The 17,289-nt window shown below is 50.9% G+C and carries 13 protein-coding genes; 12 read left to right on the forward strand and 1 reads right to left on the reverse strand.

Features of this window, described 5'->3' with window-relative positions; all coding sequences use genetic code 11:
* Nucleotides 1-64: 64 nt before the first annotated feature.
* The 12 genes from DEF47_RS12375 to DEF47_RS12430 all read left to right on the forward strand — a co-directional run bounded on the left by DEF47_RS12375 (nucleotide 65) and on the right by DEF47_RS12430 (nucleotide 15,978).
* A complete protein-coding gene (locus tag DEF47_RS12375) occupies nucleotides 65-1,687 on the forward strand; it encodes a cellulase family glycosylhydrolase (RefSeq protein WP_287045160.1) in 1,623 nt (540 codons plus the stop codon).
* Complete coding sequence (locus DEF47_RS12380) at nucleotides 1,684-3,192, forward strand: O-antigen ligase family protein (RefSeq protein ID WP_012187625.1); 1,509 nt, start codon at nucleotides 1,684-1,686, stop codon at nucleotides 3,190-3,192. Before DEF47_RS12375 ends, DEF47_RS12380 begins: the two co-directional genes overlap by 4 nt.
* A 158-nt stretch (nucleotides 3,193-3,350) precedes the next feature.
* Nucleotides 3,351-3,737, forward strand: coding sequence for a hypothetical protein (locus DEF47_RS12385; protein ID WP_012187626.1), 387 nt, complete (start codon nucleotides 3,351-3,353; stop codon nucleotides 3,735-3,737).
* Between the two features lie 12 nt (nucleotides 3,738-3,749).
* Nucleotides 3,750-4,529 carry an SAM-dependent methyltransferase gene (locus DEF47_RS12390; protein WP_012187627.1) on the forward strand — a complete coding sequence of 260 codons (780 nt, stop codon included), beginning with the start codon at nucleotides 3,750-3,752 and terminating at the stop codon, nucleotides 4,527-4,529.
* 204 nt (nucleotides 4,530-4,733) lie between these two features.
* Entirely contained in the window at nucleotides 4,734-5,105 is a 372-nt protein-coding gene (locus DEF47_RS12395; protein WP_287045161.1) for a DUF983 domain-containing protein, read from the forward strand.
* Between the two features lie 448 nt (nucleotides 5,106-5,553).
* Entirely contained in the window at nucleotides 5,554-8,415 is a 2,862-nt protein-coding gene (gene polA, locus DEF47_RS12400) for a DNA polymerase I (protein ID WP_012187629.1), read from the forward strand.
* Between the two features lie 18 nt (nucleotides 8,416-8,433).
* Nucleotides 8,434-10,542: a response regulator gene (locus DEF47_RS12405; RefSeq protein WP_012187630.1), complete on the forward strand. Its 2,109-nt coding sequence runs from the start codon at nucleotides 8,434-8,436 to the stop codon at nucleotides 10,540-10,542.
* Nucleotides 10,543-10,644: 102 nt separating this feature from the next.
* Complete coding sequence (locus tag DEF47_RS12410; protein WP_012187631.1) at nucleotides 10,645-11,559, forward strand: hypothetical protein; 915 nt, start codon at nucleotides 10,645-10,647, stop codon at nucleotides 11,557-11,559.
* A 22-nt stretch (nucleotides 11,560-11,581) separates the two neighbouring features.
* Nucleotides 11,582-12,487 carry a DUF4129 domain-containing protein gene (locus tag DEF47_RS12415; RefSeq protein ID WP_012187632.1) on the forward strand — a complete coding sequence of 302 codons (906 nt, stop codon included), beginning with the start codon at nucleotides 11,582-11,584 and terminating at the stop codon, nucleotides 12,485-12,487.
* 1 nt (nucleotide 12,488) lies between these two features.
* The gene (locus DEF47_RS12420) at nucleotides 12,489-13,655 is read left to right on the forward strand and encodes a DUF4350 domain-containing protein (protein WP_012187633.1); all 1,167 of its coding nucleotides are present in this window, start codon (nucleotides 12,489-12,491) and stop codon (nucleotides 13,653-13,655) included.
* 65 nt (nucleotides 13,656-13,720) lie between these two features.
* Nucleotides 13,721-14,668, forward strand: coding sequence for an AAA family ATPase (locus DEF47_RS12425; protein WP_012187634.1), 948 nt, complete (start codon nucleotides 13,721-13,723; stop codon nucleotides 14,666-14,668).
* On the forward strand, nucleotides 14,668-15,978 hold the full coding sequence (locus DEF47_RS12430) for a DUF58 domain-containing protein (protein WP_012187635.1): 1,311 nt from the start codon (nucleotides 14,668-14,670) through the stop codon (nucleotides 15,976-15,978). Before DEF47_RS12425 ends, DEF47_RS12430 begins: the two co-directional genes overlap by 1 nt.
* 239 nt (nucleotides 15,979-16,217) lie before the next feature.
* Here DEF47_RS12430 and DEF47_RS12435 read toward each other — a convergent pair whose 3' ends face one another.
* Nucleotides 16,218-17,111 carry a metallophosphoesterase gene (locus DEF47_RS12435; protein ID WP_012187636.1) on the reverse strand — a complete coding sequence of 298 codons (894 nt, stop codon included), beginning with the start codon at nucleotides 17,109-17,111 and terminating at the stop codon, nucleotides 16,218-16,220.
* Nucleotides 17,112-17,289 lie beyond the last annotated feature (178 nt).

Genomic DNA, 17,289 nt, shown 5'->3' on the forward strand with positions numbered 1-17,289 from the left:
GCGGTGATTTTTTGTTTTTAGGCTTTTGACAAGCCTGCAACGCTAGTTGATAATGGCCTGCGCTATGCAACGAAGCAGATTTTTTCAATTTCAATCACTCCTTTGGCTTTTGATCGCTGGGGTTTGCGCAGGCGGCCTCGCTGCTTGGTCGTGGCTTGAAAATGAGCAATGGCGCGGCGTTGCCACCAGTGTCGATCAACCAATTGCTTGGGCCAATGTGCCACAGGGTGGGGTCAATTTGCCCAGCCTGCACCTCGAATCACCCGAAGTTATTTCGCGTACCCTCGATACCGCCAAAGCCGCTGGGTTTTATTGGCTGCGCGTCCAATTTCCGTGGGAAGATATTGAGATTCACGCCAAAAACGATTTTCGCGATTATCGCCACGATTACAACGGCGATGGCATGGTCGATCAAACCGATGCGATTTCAGCGTGGACCAAATATGATGGGATTGTTGCCGCTGCTCAAGCCCGTAATTTGCAACTAATCGTGCGACTCGATCGCCCGCCAAGCTGGGCCCGCCAAAACTTGCCCATGGACAGTTTTCGGGTCGCCAAACGCCAACAAGACCCTGGCTCGACTGGCCCACCCGATAACTATGGCGATTATGGCGATTATGTGACGGCTGTCGTCGAGCGCTATCGCGGCAAGGTGCGCTTCTTCCAAATTTGGAACGAGCCAAATTATGGCCACGAATGGAATTGGGCTGATCCTAATCCTGACGAGTTTTTTAAATTGTTGCAGCTTGGCTATACCCGCGCCAAAGCTGCCAACCCTGATGCGATCATTCTTTTCCCAAGTTTGACTCCAGCTGATGGCTTCGATTGGCAAGCCATGAACGATCTGCAATTCTTGGAGCAGCTGTATCAACTTGGGGCCGCCGATTATTTTGATATTTTTACGGCCCAAGGCTATGGTTTAGGCCAACCTGCGACCGAAAATCGCTATGTGCGGCCATTGTTCAATGCCGATGGCTCGTTGCGCCGCGATACGCTTTGGCAACGCCCACTCGATTCGCGCACCGATGTCACACGGGTGGTCTTTCTGCGCGAAGTGATGGAGCGCTACGGCGATGCTCATAAGGCCGTTTGGATTAGCGAATTTGGCTGGAATAGCTCGGCGGTTGCCACCCAATATGGTCCACCAGTCAGCGAAGAGCAAAAAGCCCAATATTTGGTGGAATATCTGCAACGGGCACGCCAGCAATGGCCTTGGCTTGGGGCAATGAATATCTGGTTTTTACGACCTGGAGTCAACTTCTCGCCCGAAGATCCGACGATTCATTTTGCCTTGCTTAAAAACGATTGGACTGAATTGCCCGCCTACACCGCTGTCAAAGCTTACCTGACCCAAGCGCCGCAATTGGGGATTGGTCGCTATCAACCAAACGATTTGCTCTGGCAGCAAGGCGAATATAGCGCTAATTGGTGGGGCGAGCATTTAATCGTGCAAAGTGCTGGGCCAATTGAAGTAGTTGTTGATGGCCAAGTGCTTGCTGAGCCAGAATTTCGTGGTGAGCTAGGCCAGCATCAACTAGAAATTCGCGGTGATTGGCAAGCCCTAACGATTAGCCGTCAACGCGCATGGTGGTGGCTGTGGGCTAGCATTCCGTTTGGGCTTTGGCTGGGTTTGTTGCTAGCGCTGAAGCGTTTTTATCGCGTCCTAGTGCGAAAGAGAACTGTATGATGCTTGCACGTTGGCGTTGGCATCCCCTCACAACGCTTGGGCTGAGTGGGCTGGCGGCCTTGGCAATTGTGGCGCTCTATCGGCCCAAACGCTTTGTGCCATTGATTGGCATTGATGAGGCGGCTGCGCATAATTTGCTGTTTGCGCTAGCGTTGTTGGTGTTATTTGCCCTACTGGCTTGGCTGCGACCCGAAATTGGCTTGGCTGGAGTGGCCGCGACGATTCCGTTTAACTATCGCTCACGCGGCTTTTGGGATGGCAACTACCCATTTATTGATGGCAAATATTTCCCGTTGCACGAGTTGTTGCTGTTGGTCGTCTTGGGTGTTACGGCGCTCGATGTTGGTTGGCGCTTGATCCAACGCCAAATCGCATGGCAAATGTGGTGGCGTGAACATTGGCGCATGCTGCTGTTGCCCTTGGCTTGGCTGCTTGTGGCTACATTTGCGGCAAACTTGGCCGTGCCCGAAGGTCAAGCTGAGGCATGGCGCGAATGGCGTTGGATGATTATCGAGCCATTGTTGCTGTATGGCTTGATTTTGTATTGGCAACCACGCTACCCAGTGCGGCGCTGGTTACTTTGGGGTTTGCTAGCTGGCAGCGTAATTGTGGCGATCATTGGCATTTTGCAGTGGCGCGACCTCGATTGGACTCCGATTGATGGTACGGGCATGTGCTTTAGCGATTTGATTGTTGATTCTGGCGGCACAAAACGCACATCATCGGTCTACTGCCACCCCAATAATTTGGCCTTGTGGATGGATCGCGCCAGTATGTTGGCGGTTGTCGCGGCAGCATGGGCCTGCTGGCAATGGTGGCGCAAACGCACCTGGCAAACGGCTATATGGTCGTTGCTCTATCTTGGGGCCAGCAGCTTGTTGCTATTAAGTTTGATGCTAACCTATTCCAAGGGGGCACGGTTTGCAGTGGCCTTGGTATTGATTGGCCTAAGCTGTTTGCCGCGCCGCTGGTGGCTACCGCTGATCACGAGCGCTGTGCTTGGTGGTTTGTTGCTTTATTCGTCGTTGAGTGGTCCTGAGCGCTTGAACGTGACGGGCGATTCCAGTTCGGCGCGTTTGAGTATTTGGCGCTCAGCCACGGCGATGATTATTGATCATCCAATTGTAGGCATTGGGCTTGATCAATTTTATTTCTATTTCAATCCACAATTCAATCGTGGCTATATCGAGCCACGCCTTGCCGCCGACCCTGCCGAGCGTAACACCGCCCATCCGCACAATTTGCTACTCGATTTGTGGTTGCGGGTTGGGATTGCGGGAGTGCTTATTTTTGCGGCGTTGGCGTGGCGCAGCCTGCGGCGCACTTGGCAAATTTGGCATAGCGAGCAGCCTGAGCGCTGGTTGGCGTTAGCGGCTTTGGCGGCCTTGATGGCTGGCTGGTTGCATGGCGGCGTTGATCAAGGCTATTTCTCCAGCGATTTAGCAATGGTGACATGGTTAACCCTAGGGATGATCGATAGCTTCACCCTAAAAGGTCAAAATTGACTGAAAATAGCAGAATAGTCCTATTGAAAAATGGGACTATTGCGCTATAGTCTCTAATTAATGGTTTTTAATATTTTGCTCTGACTTTGCTTGAACTTGCAACACAGCCTCTAATCAGCTTTACAAGTGGCAAGCACTCTGATTTAGGAGGCGTTCTCGTGACTACTAGCACTGATATTTATAGTGTCGTTCGTGAGACACTCCGCGCCAATTCGTTACACAATGCAGGCACATTGCCACCACCTCGCCTTCACACCATTGCCATGCAAATTGGCCAATTTTTGCTCGATGAGCAACCAACATCGGCCACCCTAATGGGCCGCATGCTGTTTCAACAAGGCATTGGCTTGAAAAGCCTTTTAGCGGTTGTTGGAGCAGTTCAGGCCGATTATTTGCGCCATGGCGAACAACTACGGGCGATCGAGAGCTACGAATTGCTCAAAGTGGTGATCGAAAGCTTTGTTGAACACCAAATCGCCCATGTGCGCTCGGAGCATGATCGCTTTCGCCAAACTGTGGGATTGTTACAACGCTCTTTAGGTTAAGGAGTGCTCGCCGTGGAATTTGATCCATCGCAGCCCAATGCTGGGCGGATTTACGATTATTTGTTGGGTGGTAGCCACAATTTTGCCGTTGATCGCATGGCGGCGGAACGCTTGGTGCAGATGATTCCAACGATTGAAAATGGCGCACGCCTGAATCGTTGGTTTTTGGATATTGCCGTCAACCGTTTAGCCGATTTGGGCTTTAATCGCTATCTAGATTTGGCCAGTGGCCTGCCGACTCAAGGCTATATTCACGAAATTCGCCCTGATGCCTTAGTGTTGTACAACGATTATGATCAGGCAACTGTGGCCTATGCCCGCGAAATTATCGGCAACAATCCCCGCGTTATTTATCATCAAGCCAATATTGCCGAGCTTGAGAGCATTTTGGCCCAAGCCGAGCAACATTTTGCTGGTGAACGCAAATTGGCCATTTGTATGATTGGGGTCTCCTATTTTCTCAATGATCAGGTATTGAGCCAAACCCTGCAACGGTTGTATGAATGGTGTGCGCCAGGCTCGCAAATCGCCATCTCGTGGATTGCGCTGCCTGAAAATCCCAACCCTAAATTGCAAGAATTGCTAGCACGGTATAGCGCCATGGGCAGCCCAATTTATGCCCGTACCGTCGAGCAAATCAAGCAATTTATCGCGCCATGGACTTTGCTCGAACCTGGGTTTCAGCGACTCTCTGAATGGAACGAGATTGATGGCACATGGGTGATTGACGGTGATCGCCAGGAGGGCGATGAGCAAAGCGATATGTATGGCACCTTTATGATTAAGGGCTAGCGATCACCATCACGTTAGACCACTGCAAACTCATGGATCTCTCCGCTCTAAACTCGATAGACAAATCGTCAGAATCAGGTATGCTAGCTGGTATCAGTCGTTTTAATTGAGATCGGTTTGCTGTTAAGGGTTGGCATTTCCACCCGAGCAAACACTAGATCAGAGAACGATGTAACAGCGTTGTTACATCATTAAAGGAAGATCATGGGTAATTTTCTTTTGGCCATGCTGCGTGGTTTTATCGGGCGTTGTCCTTTGTGTGGTAAGGGTAAGCTTTTTCGCAGTTATTACGATATTCACCCAACCTGTAGTGCCTGTGGGGTTGGTTACGAAGCCACTGGCAATCAAAGTACGGGTGCAATGGGCATCAATATTGTTTTGACGATCTTTTTGGGCTTTATTGGGGGCATTTTCTTAGTGATTTATGCCAGCGATCAGTTGATGCAAGGCTTATTGGCATTATTATTAATCATGTCAATTTTCCATATTATCTTCTATCGTTTTGCCCGTGGCCTTTGGCTTGGCTTAATGGTTGCCACCGGCGATCTTGAAACCGGTAAGGATGAACGAGGATAAGCCTATAGCGTATTGCTGTTCCTTCATTTCCAAATCCTTAAGATCCCTCACCCCAACCCCTCTCCCACTGCGGCGGGCGAGGGGCTTTTCGTTTGCTTTGCTGCGCGTTCAGCTTCTTTACCGTCGTTGAAGCCTCTCCCAATGCGGCGGGCGAGGGGCTTTTCGTTTCGTGGTTCCTCTGGTCTGCGGGAGTGGGGTCGAGGGGGTCAGGGCAACTGGCTGTTGTTCATTCGATAAATTATTAGGCCTATCGCCTAGATCCAATGCGCCTTGGCGCTCTTCGTGGCCTTCGCGGTTACAGCCCTTCGTAGATCATTTGCTAGCACAGCTTATCATCGACTATTTTGTGTGTTAAAATGAACAAATGTTCGATAATAAGCACCTAGTATTGCAGCGAAATACTGCTACAATGCAGGGTGGATGTTGTGTTTCAGGAGGTTTTGATCGTATGCAGCAGCGACCCACGCTCGTCTTGGTTGATGGCCATGCACTGGCATTTCGCGCTTTTTTTGCGCTTCGCGACACAGGCATGTCGGTTCGCGCCACGGGCGAGCCAACCTATGCCGTGCAAGGCTTTTTATCAATTTTGCTCAACTTGTTACGTGAGCGCCAACCAGAGTATGTGGCGGTTTCGTTTGATATTGGTCGAACCTTCCGCGATGATCTGTACCCCGATTATAAGGCTGGCCGCGCTGAAACACCCGCCGATTTCCACCCCCAACTTGAACGGATCAAGCAAATTATCAATGCTTTGAATATTCCGATCTACACTGCCGAGAACTATGAGGCCGATGATGTGATTGGGACGTTGTGTCGTCAAGCTGAGGCGCAGGGTGTCGATACCTTGATTATCACAGGCGATACCGACACCCTGCAATTGGTCAACGACTATACCAAGGTGCTGTTGGCCAATCCTTATGGCAAGGGCAATGTTTCGCTCTACGATGAAGCTCAAGTGCGCGAACGCTACAAAGGCTTGGCTCCCAACCAACTGGCCGATTTGCGCGGCCTCAAGGGCGATACCTCCGACAACATTCCTGGGGTCAAGGGCATTGGTGAGGCTGGGGCAATCAGCATGCTCAATGAATGGGGCAGCGTCGAAAATATCTACGCCAACCTCGATAAAGTCGCCAATCGCTATCGTTCAAAGCTCGATGGCCAGCAAGAAGCCGCGCGATTTAGCACTCACTTAGCAACTATCGTTACTAACGCCCCGGTAACCTTGGATCTTGAAGCCACCAAAGTGCACGATTATGATCGTGATACGGTCTTGGCCTTGTTCAGCCAGCTTGAATTTCGCAAGTTGGTCGATAAGCTGCCACTTTCCAGCCAAGTGAGCGCTGTCCAAGTTGTTGCCATTCCGCAAACGACCAATCCTAACCAATTAACCATGTTCGATGATGCCACGCCCCCAAGTGCTGAGCCGATCGCTCAATCTGGCGATTATCAAGCGGTGACTACCAGCGAACAATTGGCCGAATTGGTAAGAATTTTGACGGCAGCTGAACGTTTAATCTTCGATGTGGAAACCAATAGTTTGAATTTGTTCTCGCCTGTGCCCGCCAAGGTTGTCGGCATCGCCCTGACCCATACTGCTGGCTGCGGTTGGTATATTCCATTGGGCCATCGCAGCGGCCAGCAATTGCCGATAGCCGAAGTTGTCGCGGCACTGCAACCATTGTTTAGCGACCCACAAAAAGCTGTGGTAGCGCATAATGGCAAGTTTGATATGAGCGCCTTGAGCTTGATTGGGCTTGATGTGCCCCATTTGAGTTTCGATACGGCCATCGCCGCCGCCTTGTTGGGCAAACGCCAGAGCCTCAAAGATTTGGCCTTTGCCGAATTACGCGATGCCGATGATCGCCCAATTGAGATGACCCGGATCGAAACACTGATCGGTACTGGCAAAAAGCAAATCACCATGGATCAGGTGGCGATTGAACAAGTAACGCCTTATGCAAGCGCCGATGTTGATATGACGGCGCGTTTATTGGCGCTATTCATGCCGCAACTTGGGGCAATTCCGGCGGTACGCGAGGTGTTTGAGCAAATCGAAATGCCGCTTAGCCCTGTGTTGATGCGCATGGAAGCCTGTGGCATTGGGCTTGATCGGGCGCAATTGGTGCAACAAGGTCAAGTGTTAGGTCAAAGTTTACGCGAAATCGAGCAACATATTGCCGATTTTGTCGGCGAACCACTCAACATTAATTCGCGCTTCGATTTAAATGATCTGTTGTTTATTCGCTTGAAGTTGCCAACCGCCAATCTCAAGCGTTTGGCTGGTACAACTCGCAGTGGCGGCGCGGTTTACTCAGTTAACGCTGAAACCTTGGAAGATTTACAAACTCACGATCAAAGCGGGATTGTAGCCATGATTTTGCGCTATCGCCGTTTGTCGAAGCTCAAATCGACCTATGTTGATGCCTTGATTGAGTTGATCAACCAGCAAACAGGCCGCGTGCATACCCAATATCGCCAAATTGGCGCGGAAACTGGGCGGCTTAGCTCCGACTCACCCAACTTGCAAAATATTCCGGTGCGCAGCGAGGAAGGCCGCGAAATTCGACGGGCTTTTGTTGCGCGGCCAGGCCATGTACTGATGACCGCCGACTATTCACAGATTGAACTACGAGTCTTGGCTCATATCACCGCCGATCCAGCCTTAGTCGAAGTGTTTAAAACTGGCCAAGATATTCACGCAGCCACCGCTGCCCGTTTGTTTGATATTCCCATGGATGAAGTCAGCAAAAATCAGCGGCGGATCGCCAAAATGACGGTCTTTGGTATTATTTACGGCATTAGCAGCTTTGGCTTGGCCGCTCGCACGGCGCTTTCACGCACCGAAGCCCAACAAATGATCAACGGCTTGTTTGCTCAATACCCAGGCCTGAAGAGCTATATCGAACGAACATTGGAGCGAGTTAAGGCAGTTGGCTATGTTGAAACCTTGTTTGGCCGCCGCCGCTACTTCCGCGAATTGCAAGACGGTGGCGTAACTGGGCCTCGCCGTAGCGCCTTTGAGCGTGAAGCGACCAACGCTGGGATTCAAGGCACAGCCGCCGATTTGATCAAGTTGGCCATGATTCGGCTGGAACAAGCATTAATTGCTGGCGGCTATCAGGCCAAAATGCTGCTGCAAGTGCATGACGAATTGGTTTTGGAAGTGCCTGAGGATGAGCGTGATGCCGTAGCCCAATTAGTTTGTGATACGATGACCCAAGTCTATCCCGATTTGGCCGTGCCATTGGAAGTAAACGTTGAAACTGGGCTGAATTGGGATCAGCTTCAGCGCTGGCATGCCCCAGCCTAGTAATTTTAGGAACTCTGCATGACCGAAATGCACGAATTTAGTCAACAGCCGTTAGTCTTGATCGTCGATGATCAATCTTCAAATCGTTCAATTGTGCGGCGTTATGTTGAAGCGGCGGGTTATCTCGCCGCTGAGGCTGAGCATGGCGTGGCGGCGTTGGATTTTGTGCGTCAAACGCCGCCAGATGCGATCTTGCTCGATATTTTTATGCCTGGCATTGATGGAATTGAAGTGCTGAAGACGATTCGTGCCCAGCGCGATCATCATTATATTCCGATTATTGTGGTGACTGCCGCAGCAGAATTGGCGGTGCGCCAACAAGCTTATTTTGAGGGAGCCGATGATTTTCTGCTCAAGCCGGTCGATTCGGCGACGCTTCGCGCCCGTTTGCGGGCGGCAATTCGTTTGAAACATGTGCTTTCGCGGGTTGAGGCCGAGCGCGAACGTTTTGCCCTGATCGCCGATATTACCCGCGATATCACCCAGATTGAGTCGATTTCGGGCATGCTGGCACATGTGGTCGATGTGAGCACCAAAGCTTTACAGGCCGACCATGGCAATTTGTTTTTGTTGCATGATGTAGCCGATGTTGAAATTCTCACAACCGACGATGGCGTTTCGCACAATCTTGATCGAGTAAAACGGGTGGTCAAAGAGGGTGCGGCAGGCTATGCCTTGCGCAGTCGCGAAACCGTGCGGATCACCGATGTCCATGAAGATGTGCGTTGGTTGCAGCTTGATCAATCGGCGGCCAGCGTGCGTTCAGCCTTGATTGTGCCAATTGGCGATGCCAGTGGGCCGTTGGGTGTTTTAGCGGTGTATCATAGCGTGGTTGACCATTTCAGCGCCGATGATCAAGCCTTGCTCGAATTGATTGCCCACCAAATTATTGGGCCAATTCGCCAAGCCCAAATGCGCGAACAATTGGCGCGTCAAACCCGCCAGTTGCAATTGGTCAATAATCTAGCCCAATCGCTCAGCGCCAATTTGGATCTCGATTCGCTCTATCGCAGTATTGAGCAAGAGTTGCAACAAATTATGGGGCCAGTTGCAATTGCATGGTATTCATATCGCAATGCAATTATTGATTTGGCCTATACCTCACAGCAACATGCCTTCTGTATGCCCAACGATCAGCAAAGCCTGCATTTGCTGACCGAACTTGGCACGATTACGCGGGTCTATTCGTGTGTTTTAGGCACTGATACCTTAGTGCCAATTACCCAGCAATTGCTCGATGCAGGTTATCAAGGCTGTGCCGCAGTGCCATTGTTGCATCAAGCTCGCCTATTGGGTGTGTTGATTATTGCAATCAAGCATCGTCAAATTACCAATGAAGAAGTAGCCTTGCTTGAAATGGCCCGACCGCATTTTGCCGTAGCATTGGCCAATGCCCAAACTGTGGCCGACCAAGCAGCCCGCCAAACCGAGCAGGCCGAATTGGGCTATTTGCGCAATATGGCCCAACTAGCTGGCCAAATGGCTCATCACTTCAATAATTTATTGGCGGTGATTTTGGGCAATACCCAATTGGCCGAGCTTGATGCGATTGACGAAGGCCAGCGTGAATTATTGGCCGAGGTGGTCAAACATGTGCGTGGCGGCAAAGAGATGGTTCAGCGGATTCATCTGCTCAAAGGCGCTAGCCGGATTAGTCCTGCGCCATTTCCGATTGATCTCAGTGATGCCTTGCCCAGCCTAATCGATCAAGCCTTGCAAATTCATCGTTCGGTTGAGCACTTGCAGCTTGAAATTCAGCCGAATTTGCATATTTTATTGCAAGAGCGCGAATTGCTGACCCTCTGCACCGAACTGCTCAATAATGCCTTGGAATCTGGCTCAAGCCATGCGGGGATTGTGATCAAGGCTTATCAAACTGAGCATGCGACGGTTTTGGCGTTTCGTGATGCTGGACGTGGTATCCCAGTCGAAGCCTTGGGCGATATTTGGCAACCTTTCTGGACAACCCATGGTCCACAGCGTTTGGGCTTAGGCTTGCCAATTTGCGCTGCCGTGATGTGGCGGGCATCTGGCTCGATCAGCTTAATTCCGAATGACCCTGAGCCAGGCATCACCGCGTTGTTGCAATTTCCCTTATTGCCCAACGAAGCAGCAAATTCGGCCTAGCTTAGCATAATTTTCCTCTATCAGAACCTTGAGGGCTGCGGTATAATAGATAGCGGCGGTGGCATTCACGCCGCTTCAAAGGTGTTTAAGTAGAGGGTTTTTGTGCAGCAGTCTCCATCATCAACACCCACACCCATGACATTTTTTAACTTAATCCGTGAAGCAATCAACCTGCTTCGGCGCTATTCAGGCTTGTTTATGGGCTTGGCGGCGCTCCAAGTTGGGCCATTTTTGATTGGTAGTTTGTGGTTGCAAGCCAATGGCATTCAAGCACGGGCGACGGCCCAACTCAATGTGATTATGGCCGAAATGCAACGGCGGATTGATAATGGCCAAACTGGCGATGGCATGTGGGTATTGGATTATCCACGCGCCGATATTGCGCCCTACTTGTTGGCATTATTTGGCTTTGGCTTTATTTCGATTTTTATCATGCGCAATTTAGCCATGGCGGCAAGTGTGATTGCAGTTGGTGATCACTATCGCCAAGCTACACCGCGCTGGGCAAGCGTGGTTTTGAGCAGTTTACGCCGTCTGCCCGCGCTGATTGCTTGGGGTTGTATTTGCGTTTTGGGCTTAGTTATCGCCCTATTTTTTGCGATTGTGCCAATTTTAGGCACAATTTTAGCCCTAGGCTTGCTTTGGTTTTTTGGGGTGCGTTTGAGCCTTGTGCCGCAAATTATTGTGGCCGAACAGGTGAACGTATTTCGGGCAATCCATCACTCGTGGATTTTGACCCGTGGCGCATTTGGTCGGATCACCAATATTTGGATTACGCTGGTGGTCCTTTTAGCAGTGCTGGCAAGCTATATCACAACCATCATCAGCGCGATTGCCATGGCCTTGTTTGGCGAAACCAGCGCTTTGACGATTGCCATGACTGAGGGCTTTTCAACCGTTACCTCAATTATGATTCTGCCGATGGCCTATATTGGCTTTACCTTGCTCTATTACGATCAATTGCGACTGGCCTATAGCGGCATTCCCACGAACCCAAGCATTACTGCTCAGCAGTAACTAGCCTACTTGAGAGGTTGAGATGGATCGAATTTGGCGAATTACTGCTTGTTTGCTGCTCTTTGGTTGGTTGTTGGCCCAGCCATTAACGGCTATGGCCCAAGCCAGCGAGGTCAGCGTCAGCGAATATACCCAACTGCTACGCGAAGCCTTTACGGCAGCTCAACGTAACGATGAAATAGGCCTGCGCGAGGTCAGCGACAAAATCATTGCGCTTAAACAGCTACGAACTGCTGATAATCAAACGCTGGCAGTTAATCATCAATGGCTCAAAGATAGCCTTGCGAGTAATACTCCCAATTTGCTGCTGATTCGTGAACGCTTGGCGGCTATGCTCGAAGCCCTGACTGCTGGCCGTGAAACCGGCCCCCAAGATCTCGAAACCTTGAAGGTTATTCTCAACAATCCACCGTTTGATGCGTTAAATCCCGAACGGAATCAATCAAGGCCAGATTTTGATTTTGGCTTTCTAAGCTGGTTGTTTAACGATGGTTTAACTGGCTGCTTTACGATTATTGCACTGGTCTTTGTTGTGGGCCTGCTCGGCTATATTGTCTCGACGGTGCGCCGCAATAGTGTGAGCGTGGCCCGCCGCAAAGCTCCCGCTGAGGAGCAAAAACTAACCAGTGTCCAAGCAATCGAACGTGCCGATAAAGTCGCCGCCGAAGAGGGCGATTTTCGCGATGCTGTGCGTTATTTGTACCTTTCAACCTTGTTATGGCTCGAAGAGCGTGGCCTCTTGCGCTATGATCGAACCTTGACCAACCGTGAGGTATTGGCGGCGGTTCCCAGTAACTCGCCCTTGCATCAACGCTTAGCTCCGGTTGTTCAAACCTTTGATCGGGTCTGGTATGGGATTGCCGAAGTCGATCAAGGCACGTTTGATCAATACCGCCAACAAGTGACAACCCTGCGCGAGGTACGCTAAGATGAATAGTAAAGTGAAATTTTTCGCGATTTTCATTGGCATCGTCGCGTTGTCATTTTTCTTATTTCGCTCCTGCGATCCTCAAGCGCGTAACCTGCGGCCTGGCTCGATGTACAACCAAGGTGGCGACGGAACTGCCGCTTTGCAGCTTTGGCTGAGCAAAATTGGCTATCAAACTGAGTCATTTGAATATCGCGATTTCGATGAGCTTGACCAAACAATCGATACTTTGCTTGTAATCAAGCCAAGCGATACTAATAATTGGCGCAAGGAAGAAATTGATGCGGTTTTAGCGTGGGTTGAAGATACCGGCGGCACGCTGATTGTCGCTGATGATCAACAAAATGGCCTTTTGACCCGCTTGGATCTGACGGTCACCCGCATCGAAGCCTTGGAAATGGTCAGCACCAGTGATACCAGTCATGCTTTGGTGAACCCGATAGTAAACGGTTTGCAAGGCTATCAAACAATTAGCTATTTTGAGCGAGTGAGACCCAATAGCCAAGTGATTGTTGGTAGCGAAGCACAGCCGACGACGCTTGGCATTAGTCGTGGCCGTGGGATGATCTATGCTTCAACCAATATTTGGCTCTTTACCAATGCTGGTTTGTTTTATGAAAGCAATGCCAAAATTATCCTTAATATGGTTAATCGGATGCCCGCAGGCAGTGTAATTGCCTTTGATGAGGTACATCATGGCCGTGCCTTACCACCCAAAGCCGCTCCTGTGCCAGCCCAACCCTATTCGCCTTTGGTTGCGGCGATGGTCTATAGCGCAATGGTTGTGGGCTTATGGGCCTTGCTTTCTGGTCGCCGTTTTGGTCAGATTGTGCCCAGCAGAATCGATTTGATGCGACGGAATAGCAGCGAATATGTCCAATCGATGGCCAATTTGTTTCAGCGCGGTCGTCAAGCCGAACATATGCAAGCCCACTATAAAACCTATCTCAAACGCCGAGTTGCTAAGCCCTATGGGATTAACCCCAAGCTTGATGACCAGAGCTTTTTAAGTGAAGTTCAGCGGTATTCCGATACAATCGATCGTAATCACTTAGCTCATTTGCTCAACCATTTAAGCCAGCCCAACCCCAGCGAGGCGACGATCTTGGCCCTGGTCAACGATATCGATCGCTTTATCAACCTATGGGAACAACAGGGTCGGGCCTAAACCCGCGCTTTTTGCCTTTGCTACGGGCATCGTGCGGTGCTCGTGAGAATGATATTGGAGGATCAATGCTCGTCAAACAACTTGCCGATTATATGCGCCAAGAGGCCGCTAAAGTTATTGTTGGTCAAGAAGATACCTGGACACAATTGGTGGTTGCGCTGCTAAGTGGCGGCCACGTGTTGCTCGAAGGTGTGCCTGGTACAGCCAAAACCTTGATGGCCAAAACCTTGGCCCATTTGGTGCAGGCCGAGTTTAAGCGGGTGCAATTTACCCCCGACTTGATGCCCTCGGATGTGATGGGTACCAGCGTCTATGAGATGCAAACCAGCCAATTTCGGCTACGCAAAGGCCCAATCTTCACCCAAATTTTGCTGGGCGATGAAATTAACCGCGCTCCAGCCAAAACCCAAGCAGCCTTGCTCGAAGCCATGGAAGAACAACAGGTGACGATCGATGGCGATACGATGCCCTTGCCACAGCCATTTTTTGTGATTGCCACCCAAAATCCCATGGAATACGAAGGCACCTATCCGCTGCCCGAAGCGCAACTCGACCGCTTTTTGTTCAAAGTTTTGGTTGGCTATAGCCCACCTGAAATTGAGTTTGAAGTATTACGGCGCTATAACCAAGGCTTCAGTGCTCGCAACCTGAGCACCGCCAATTTGCAGCCAACCGTCACGCCCGAAACGATTATGCGTTGCCGCGAGGAAATTGGCCGCCTACGCGTCGAAGATGGCGTGATTAACTATATCAATGCGATTGCCCAAGAATCACGACGCTCGCCGGATTTGGTGTTAGGTGGCTCACCACGGGCCTCGATTGCCCTGTTACTGACCGCCAAAACCTTTGCGGCAATGCAAGGACGCGAGTATGTCGTGCCCGATGATGTTAAATTCTTGGCGCGGCCAGTTTATCGCCATCGGATTATTTTGAAACCAGAGGCTGAGATTGAAGGTTTGACCCCAGATACCGCGATGACCCGGATTTTGGGGCGTATTGAGGTTCCTCGCTGATGATTCCATCGCGCCGTTTATTAGCACTTTTGCTAGCAGGCTTGGTTCCGGTGATCATCGGAGCAGCAACCCCCAGTTTGCGCTGGACAATCTGGGTTTATGTATTGTTGCTGATTGGCTTTGTGGCGCTTGATTGGTTTATGACTCCCAAGCCTAAATTGTTGGAAGTAGCGCGGATCAACGAGCCAAAACTTTCAATTGGCGAACAAAACCTGATCACGCTGGCAGTGCATAATCAAAGCCCGCGCACGCTCGAAATTCAAATTCGTGATGAGTTTCCGGTGGAGTTTCCCAGCGATACGCTGATTCTTAAAACCAAGGTCGAGCCAGATACGGTGCAAGAGGTTAACTACCATGTACGGCCCTTGCGGCGTGGTGATTATCGCTTTGGCAATATCAATTTGCGCTATACCAGCACCTTTGGTACGTTCTTGCGCCAAACCAAAATCGCCTTCGACGAATTGGTCAAGGTTTATCCCAATGTGCTTGATGTGCGCAAATACGATATGTTGGCGCGGAAGGGCATGCTGTTTGAGTTGGGGTTGCGCACCGCCCGCGTGTTTGGCTCAGGTACCGAGTTTGAGCGCTTGCGTGAATATACGCCCGATGATGAGTTTCGCTCGATTAACTGGAAGGCCAGCGCTCGCCGTAACAAGCTGATTGCTGCCGAATATGAGACCGAGCGTTCGCAGTATGTAGTGTCGGTGATCGACACTGGGCGTTTGATGCGCCCAACAATCAACGATATCGCCAAGCTGGATTATGCGATCAATGCCTCGTTAATGCTGGGGTATGTGGCGATGCTCAAAGGCGATCACATCGGCATGCTTTCGTTTGCCGACCATGTTGGGCGTTTTTTGCAGCCGCGCCGTGGTAAAGCCCAGTTTTATCAAATGTTGGAGATGTTGTATAACTTGCCATCGCAGCCCGTCGAGGCCGATTATGGCCGCGCGATCTCCTACTTGGGCTTGAAGAATAAGCGCCGTTCGTTAATTGTGATTTTTACCGACCTCAGCACCATGGATACCGCCAAGCCGCTGATTCAGCATATGGCACGCTTGGCCAAAACCCACCTCGCCTTGTGTGTGGTGATGAGCGACCCCAACTTAGTCGGCTATGCTGGCAAAGCGGCCTATAGTTCCACCGATGTGTATGAACGCGCCGTGGCCGAGATGGTGCTTGATGAACGGCGGGTAGTGCTCGACACGCTGAATCAAGCTGGCGTACATACGATCGACGTGCCAGCCAACAAACTAACGGTTTCGGTGATTAATAAATATCTGGAGTTCAAAGGGCGAGGGCTTATTTAACCGCCAATCACGGGGCTACTCTGCCCCGTGACGGCGTGGTTCATAATAGAATCAGCACCAGAATAAACATGCTGACTACGCCTCCGAGGGCAATCCCGAGAGCGATGCCTGCTGCGATACTCATGACACGGCGTAGTGGTGTTGGTGTGGCTTTCACCTGCAATCCTCCTAATGTGGTTATGCCCTATGGCCCTAGAATACCACAGTTTGGCCATGAATCGGCTGATACTCATCTGAGCTTAAGCACACGCTAAGCTGAGCATGACGATTTCAGGCCGACAGCCAAAGCGTACTTGTGGCCAGCTACAGCCCAAACCCCACGAGGTAAATTGCACCATCGATCCTACATCATAGCGATGGTCGGGGTAACGCATGCCCAAGTAGGGCAGTAGCAATGCGCCTTTGACTGGCACACGCACTTGGCCGCCATGGGCATGGCCCGAAAGCTGTAAATCAAAACGATTGTAGCTAGCAGTGAAATCGGCGGTATCAGGCTCATGCACCAAGATAATTGCTGCATCAGTCTTGGGCAATTCAGCAACCAAACGATCAAGCACTGGTTTCATGGTGCTGGGGTCGTTGGGGCCAATCGGGTTGGGCCAAAGATCGTCGTGGCCAGCCAAATGCAACTTGCTCGAACCACGATTCAGGCTGATCGCACGATTGGTAAGATCGGTGATGCCAGTTGTTCGCAGTACTTGACGCACGGTCTCGCCATTGCCATCGCCCCAATAATCGTGGTTGCCCAAAACGCCCACCACCCCATCGGGTGCTTCGAGCATCGCCAAGCCAGCCGCTAAATCTTCGGTAAAACGACTCGGGTCATGGGTAATGAAATCGCCTGAGATCGCGATTAAATCTGGTTTTTGGGCGTTGACCATGCGCACGGTGGTCAGCCAATGTTCACGAGTCATCAAAACATCGTCAATATGAATATCGCTCAAATGGGCGATGCGATAACCATCGTAAGCGCTGGCCAAGCGCGGCAAAACGATCGTTTCTTCGTGGATGCTCAGCCATTCGGCCTCAACTTGAAACCCATATGCGGCGGCTCCTAGCGTCGTGGCGGTCGTCGCCAAGGCCGAATAGCCCATTATTTTCAGAAAACTACGGCGTGAAAGTGCTGCTGCCATGTCAACCTCCTACAATCTGGTTTATGCCTAAGTGTAATGCCCTCACCCCCGACCCCTCTCCCACTGCTGCGGGCGAGGGGGCTAGCTTACAAGGGTCGGTTTTCGCTGCGAACCACGGATCTTGTGGTTCATCGGTGGATGGATGATGACCACTCATTGTGCTTGAGGGGGTGCAGGG

The organism is Herpetosiphon sp. (assembly GCF_003512625.1).
In the GTDB taxonomy this organism is placed as follows: Bacteria; Chloroflexota; Chloroflexia; order Chloroflexales; family Herpetosiphonaceae; genus Herpetosiphon; species Herpetosiphon aurantiacus.

What these genes read in the sequence shown, in the direction of transcription:
- DEF47_RS12375 (WP_287045160.1), top strand. Translation starts at nt 65, where the DNA reads ATGCAACGAAGCAGATTTTTTCAATTTCAATCACTCCTTTGGCTTTTG.
- DEF47_RS12395 (WP_287045161.1), top strand. Translation starts at nt 4,734, where the DNA reads ATGGGTAATTTTCTTTTGGCCATGCTGCGTGGTTTTATCGGGCGTTGT.
- DEF47_RS12380 (WP_012187625.1), top strand. Translation starts at nt 1,684, where the DNA reads ATGATGCTTGCACGTTGGCGTTGGCATCCCCTCACAACGCTTGGGCTG.
- DEF47_RS12420 (WP_012187633.1), top strand. Translation starts at nt 12,489, where the DNA reads ATGAATAGTAAAGTGAAATTTTTCGCGATTTTCATTGGCATCGTCGCG.
- DEF47_RS12405 (WP_012187630.1), top strand. Translation starts at nt 8,434, where the DNA reads ATGACCGAAATGCACGAATTTAGTCAACAGCCGTTAGTCTTGATCGTC.
- DEF47_RS12425 (WP_012187634.1), top strand. Translation starts at nt 13,721, where the DNA reads ATGCTCGTCAAACAACTTGCCGATTATATGCGCCAAGAGGCCGCTAAA.
- DEF47_RS12415 (WP_012187632.1), top strand. Translation starts at nt 11,582, where the DNA reads ATGGATCGAATTTGGCGAATTACTGCTTGTTTGCTGCTCTTTGGTTGG.
- DEF47_RS12430 (WP_012187635.1), top strand. Translation starts at nt 14,668, where the DNA reads ATGATTCCATCGCGCCGTTTATTAGCACTTTTGCTAGCAGGCTTGGTT.
- DEF47_RS12435 (WP_012187636.1), bottom strand. Translation starts at nt 17,111, where the DNA reads ATGGCAGCAGCACTTTCACGCCGTAGTTTTCTGAAAATAATGGGCTAT.
- polA (WP_012187629.1), top strand. Translation starts at nt 5,554, where the DNA reads ATGCAGCAGCGACCCACGCTCGTCTTGGTTGATGGCCATGCACTGGCA.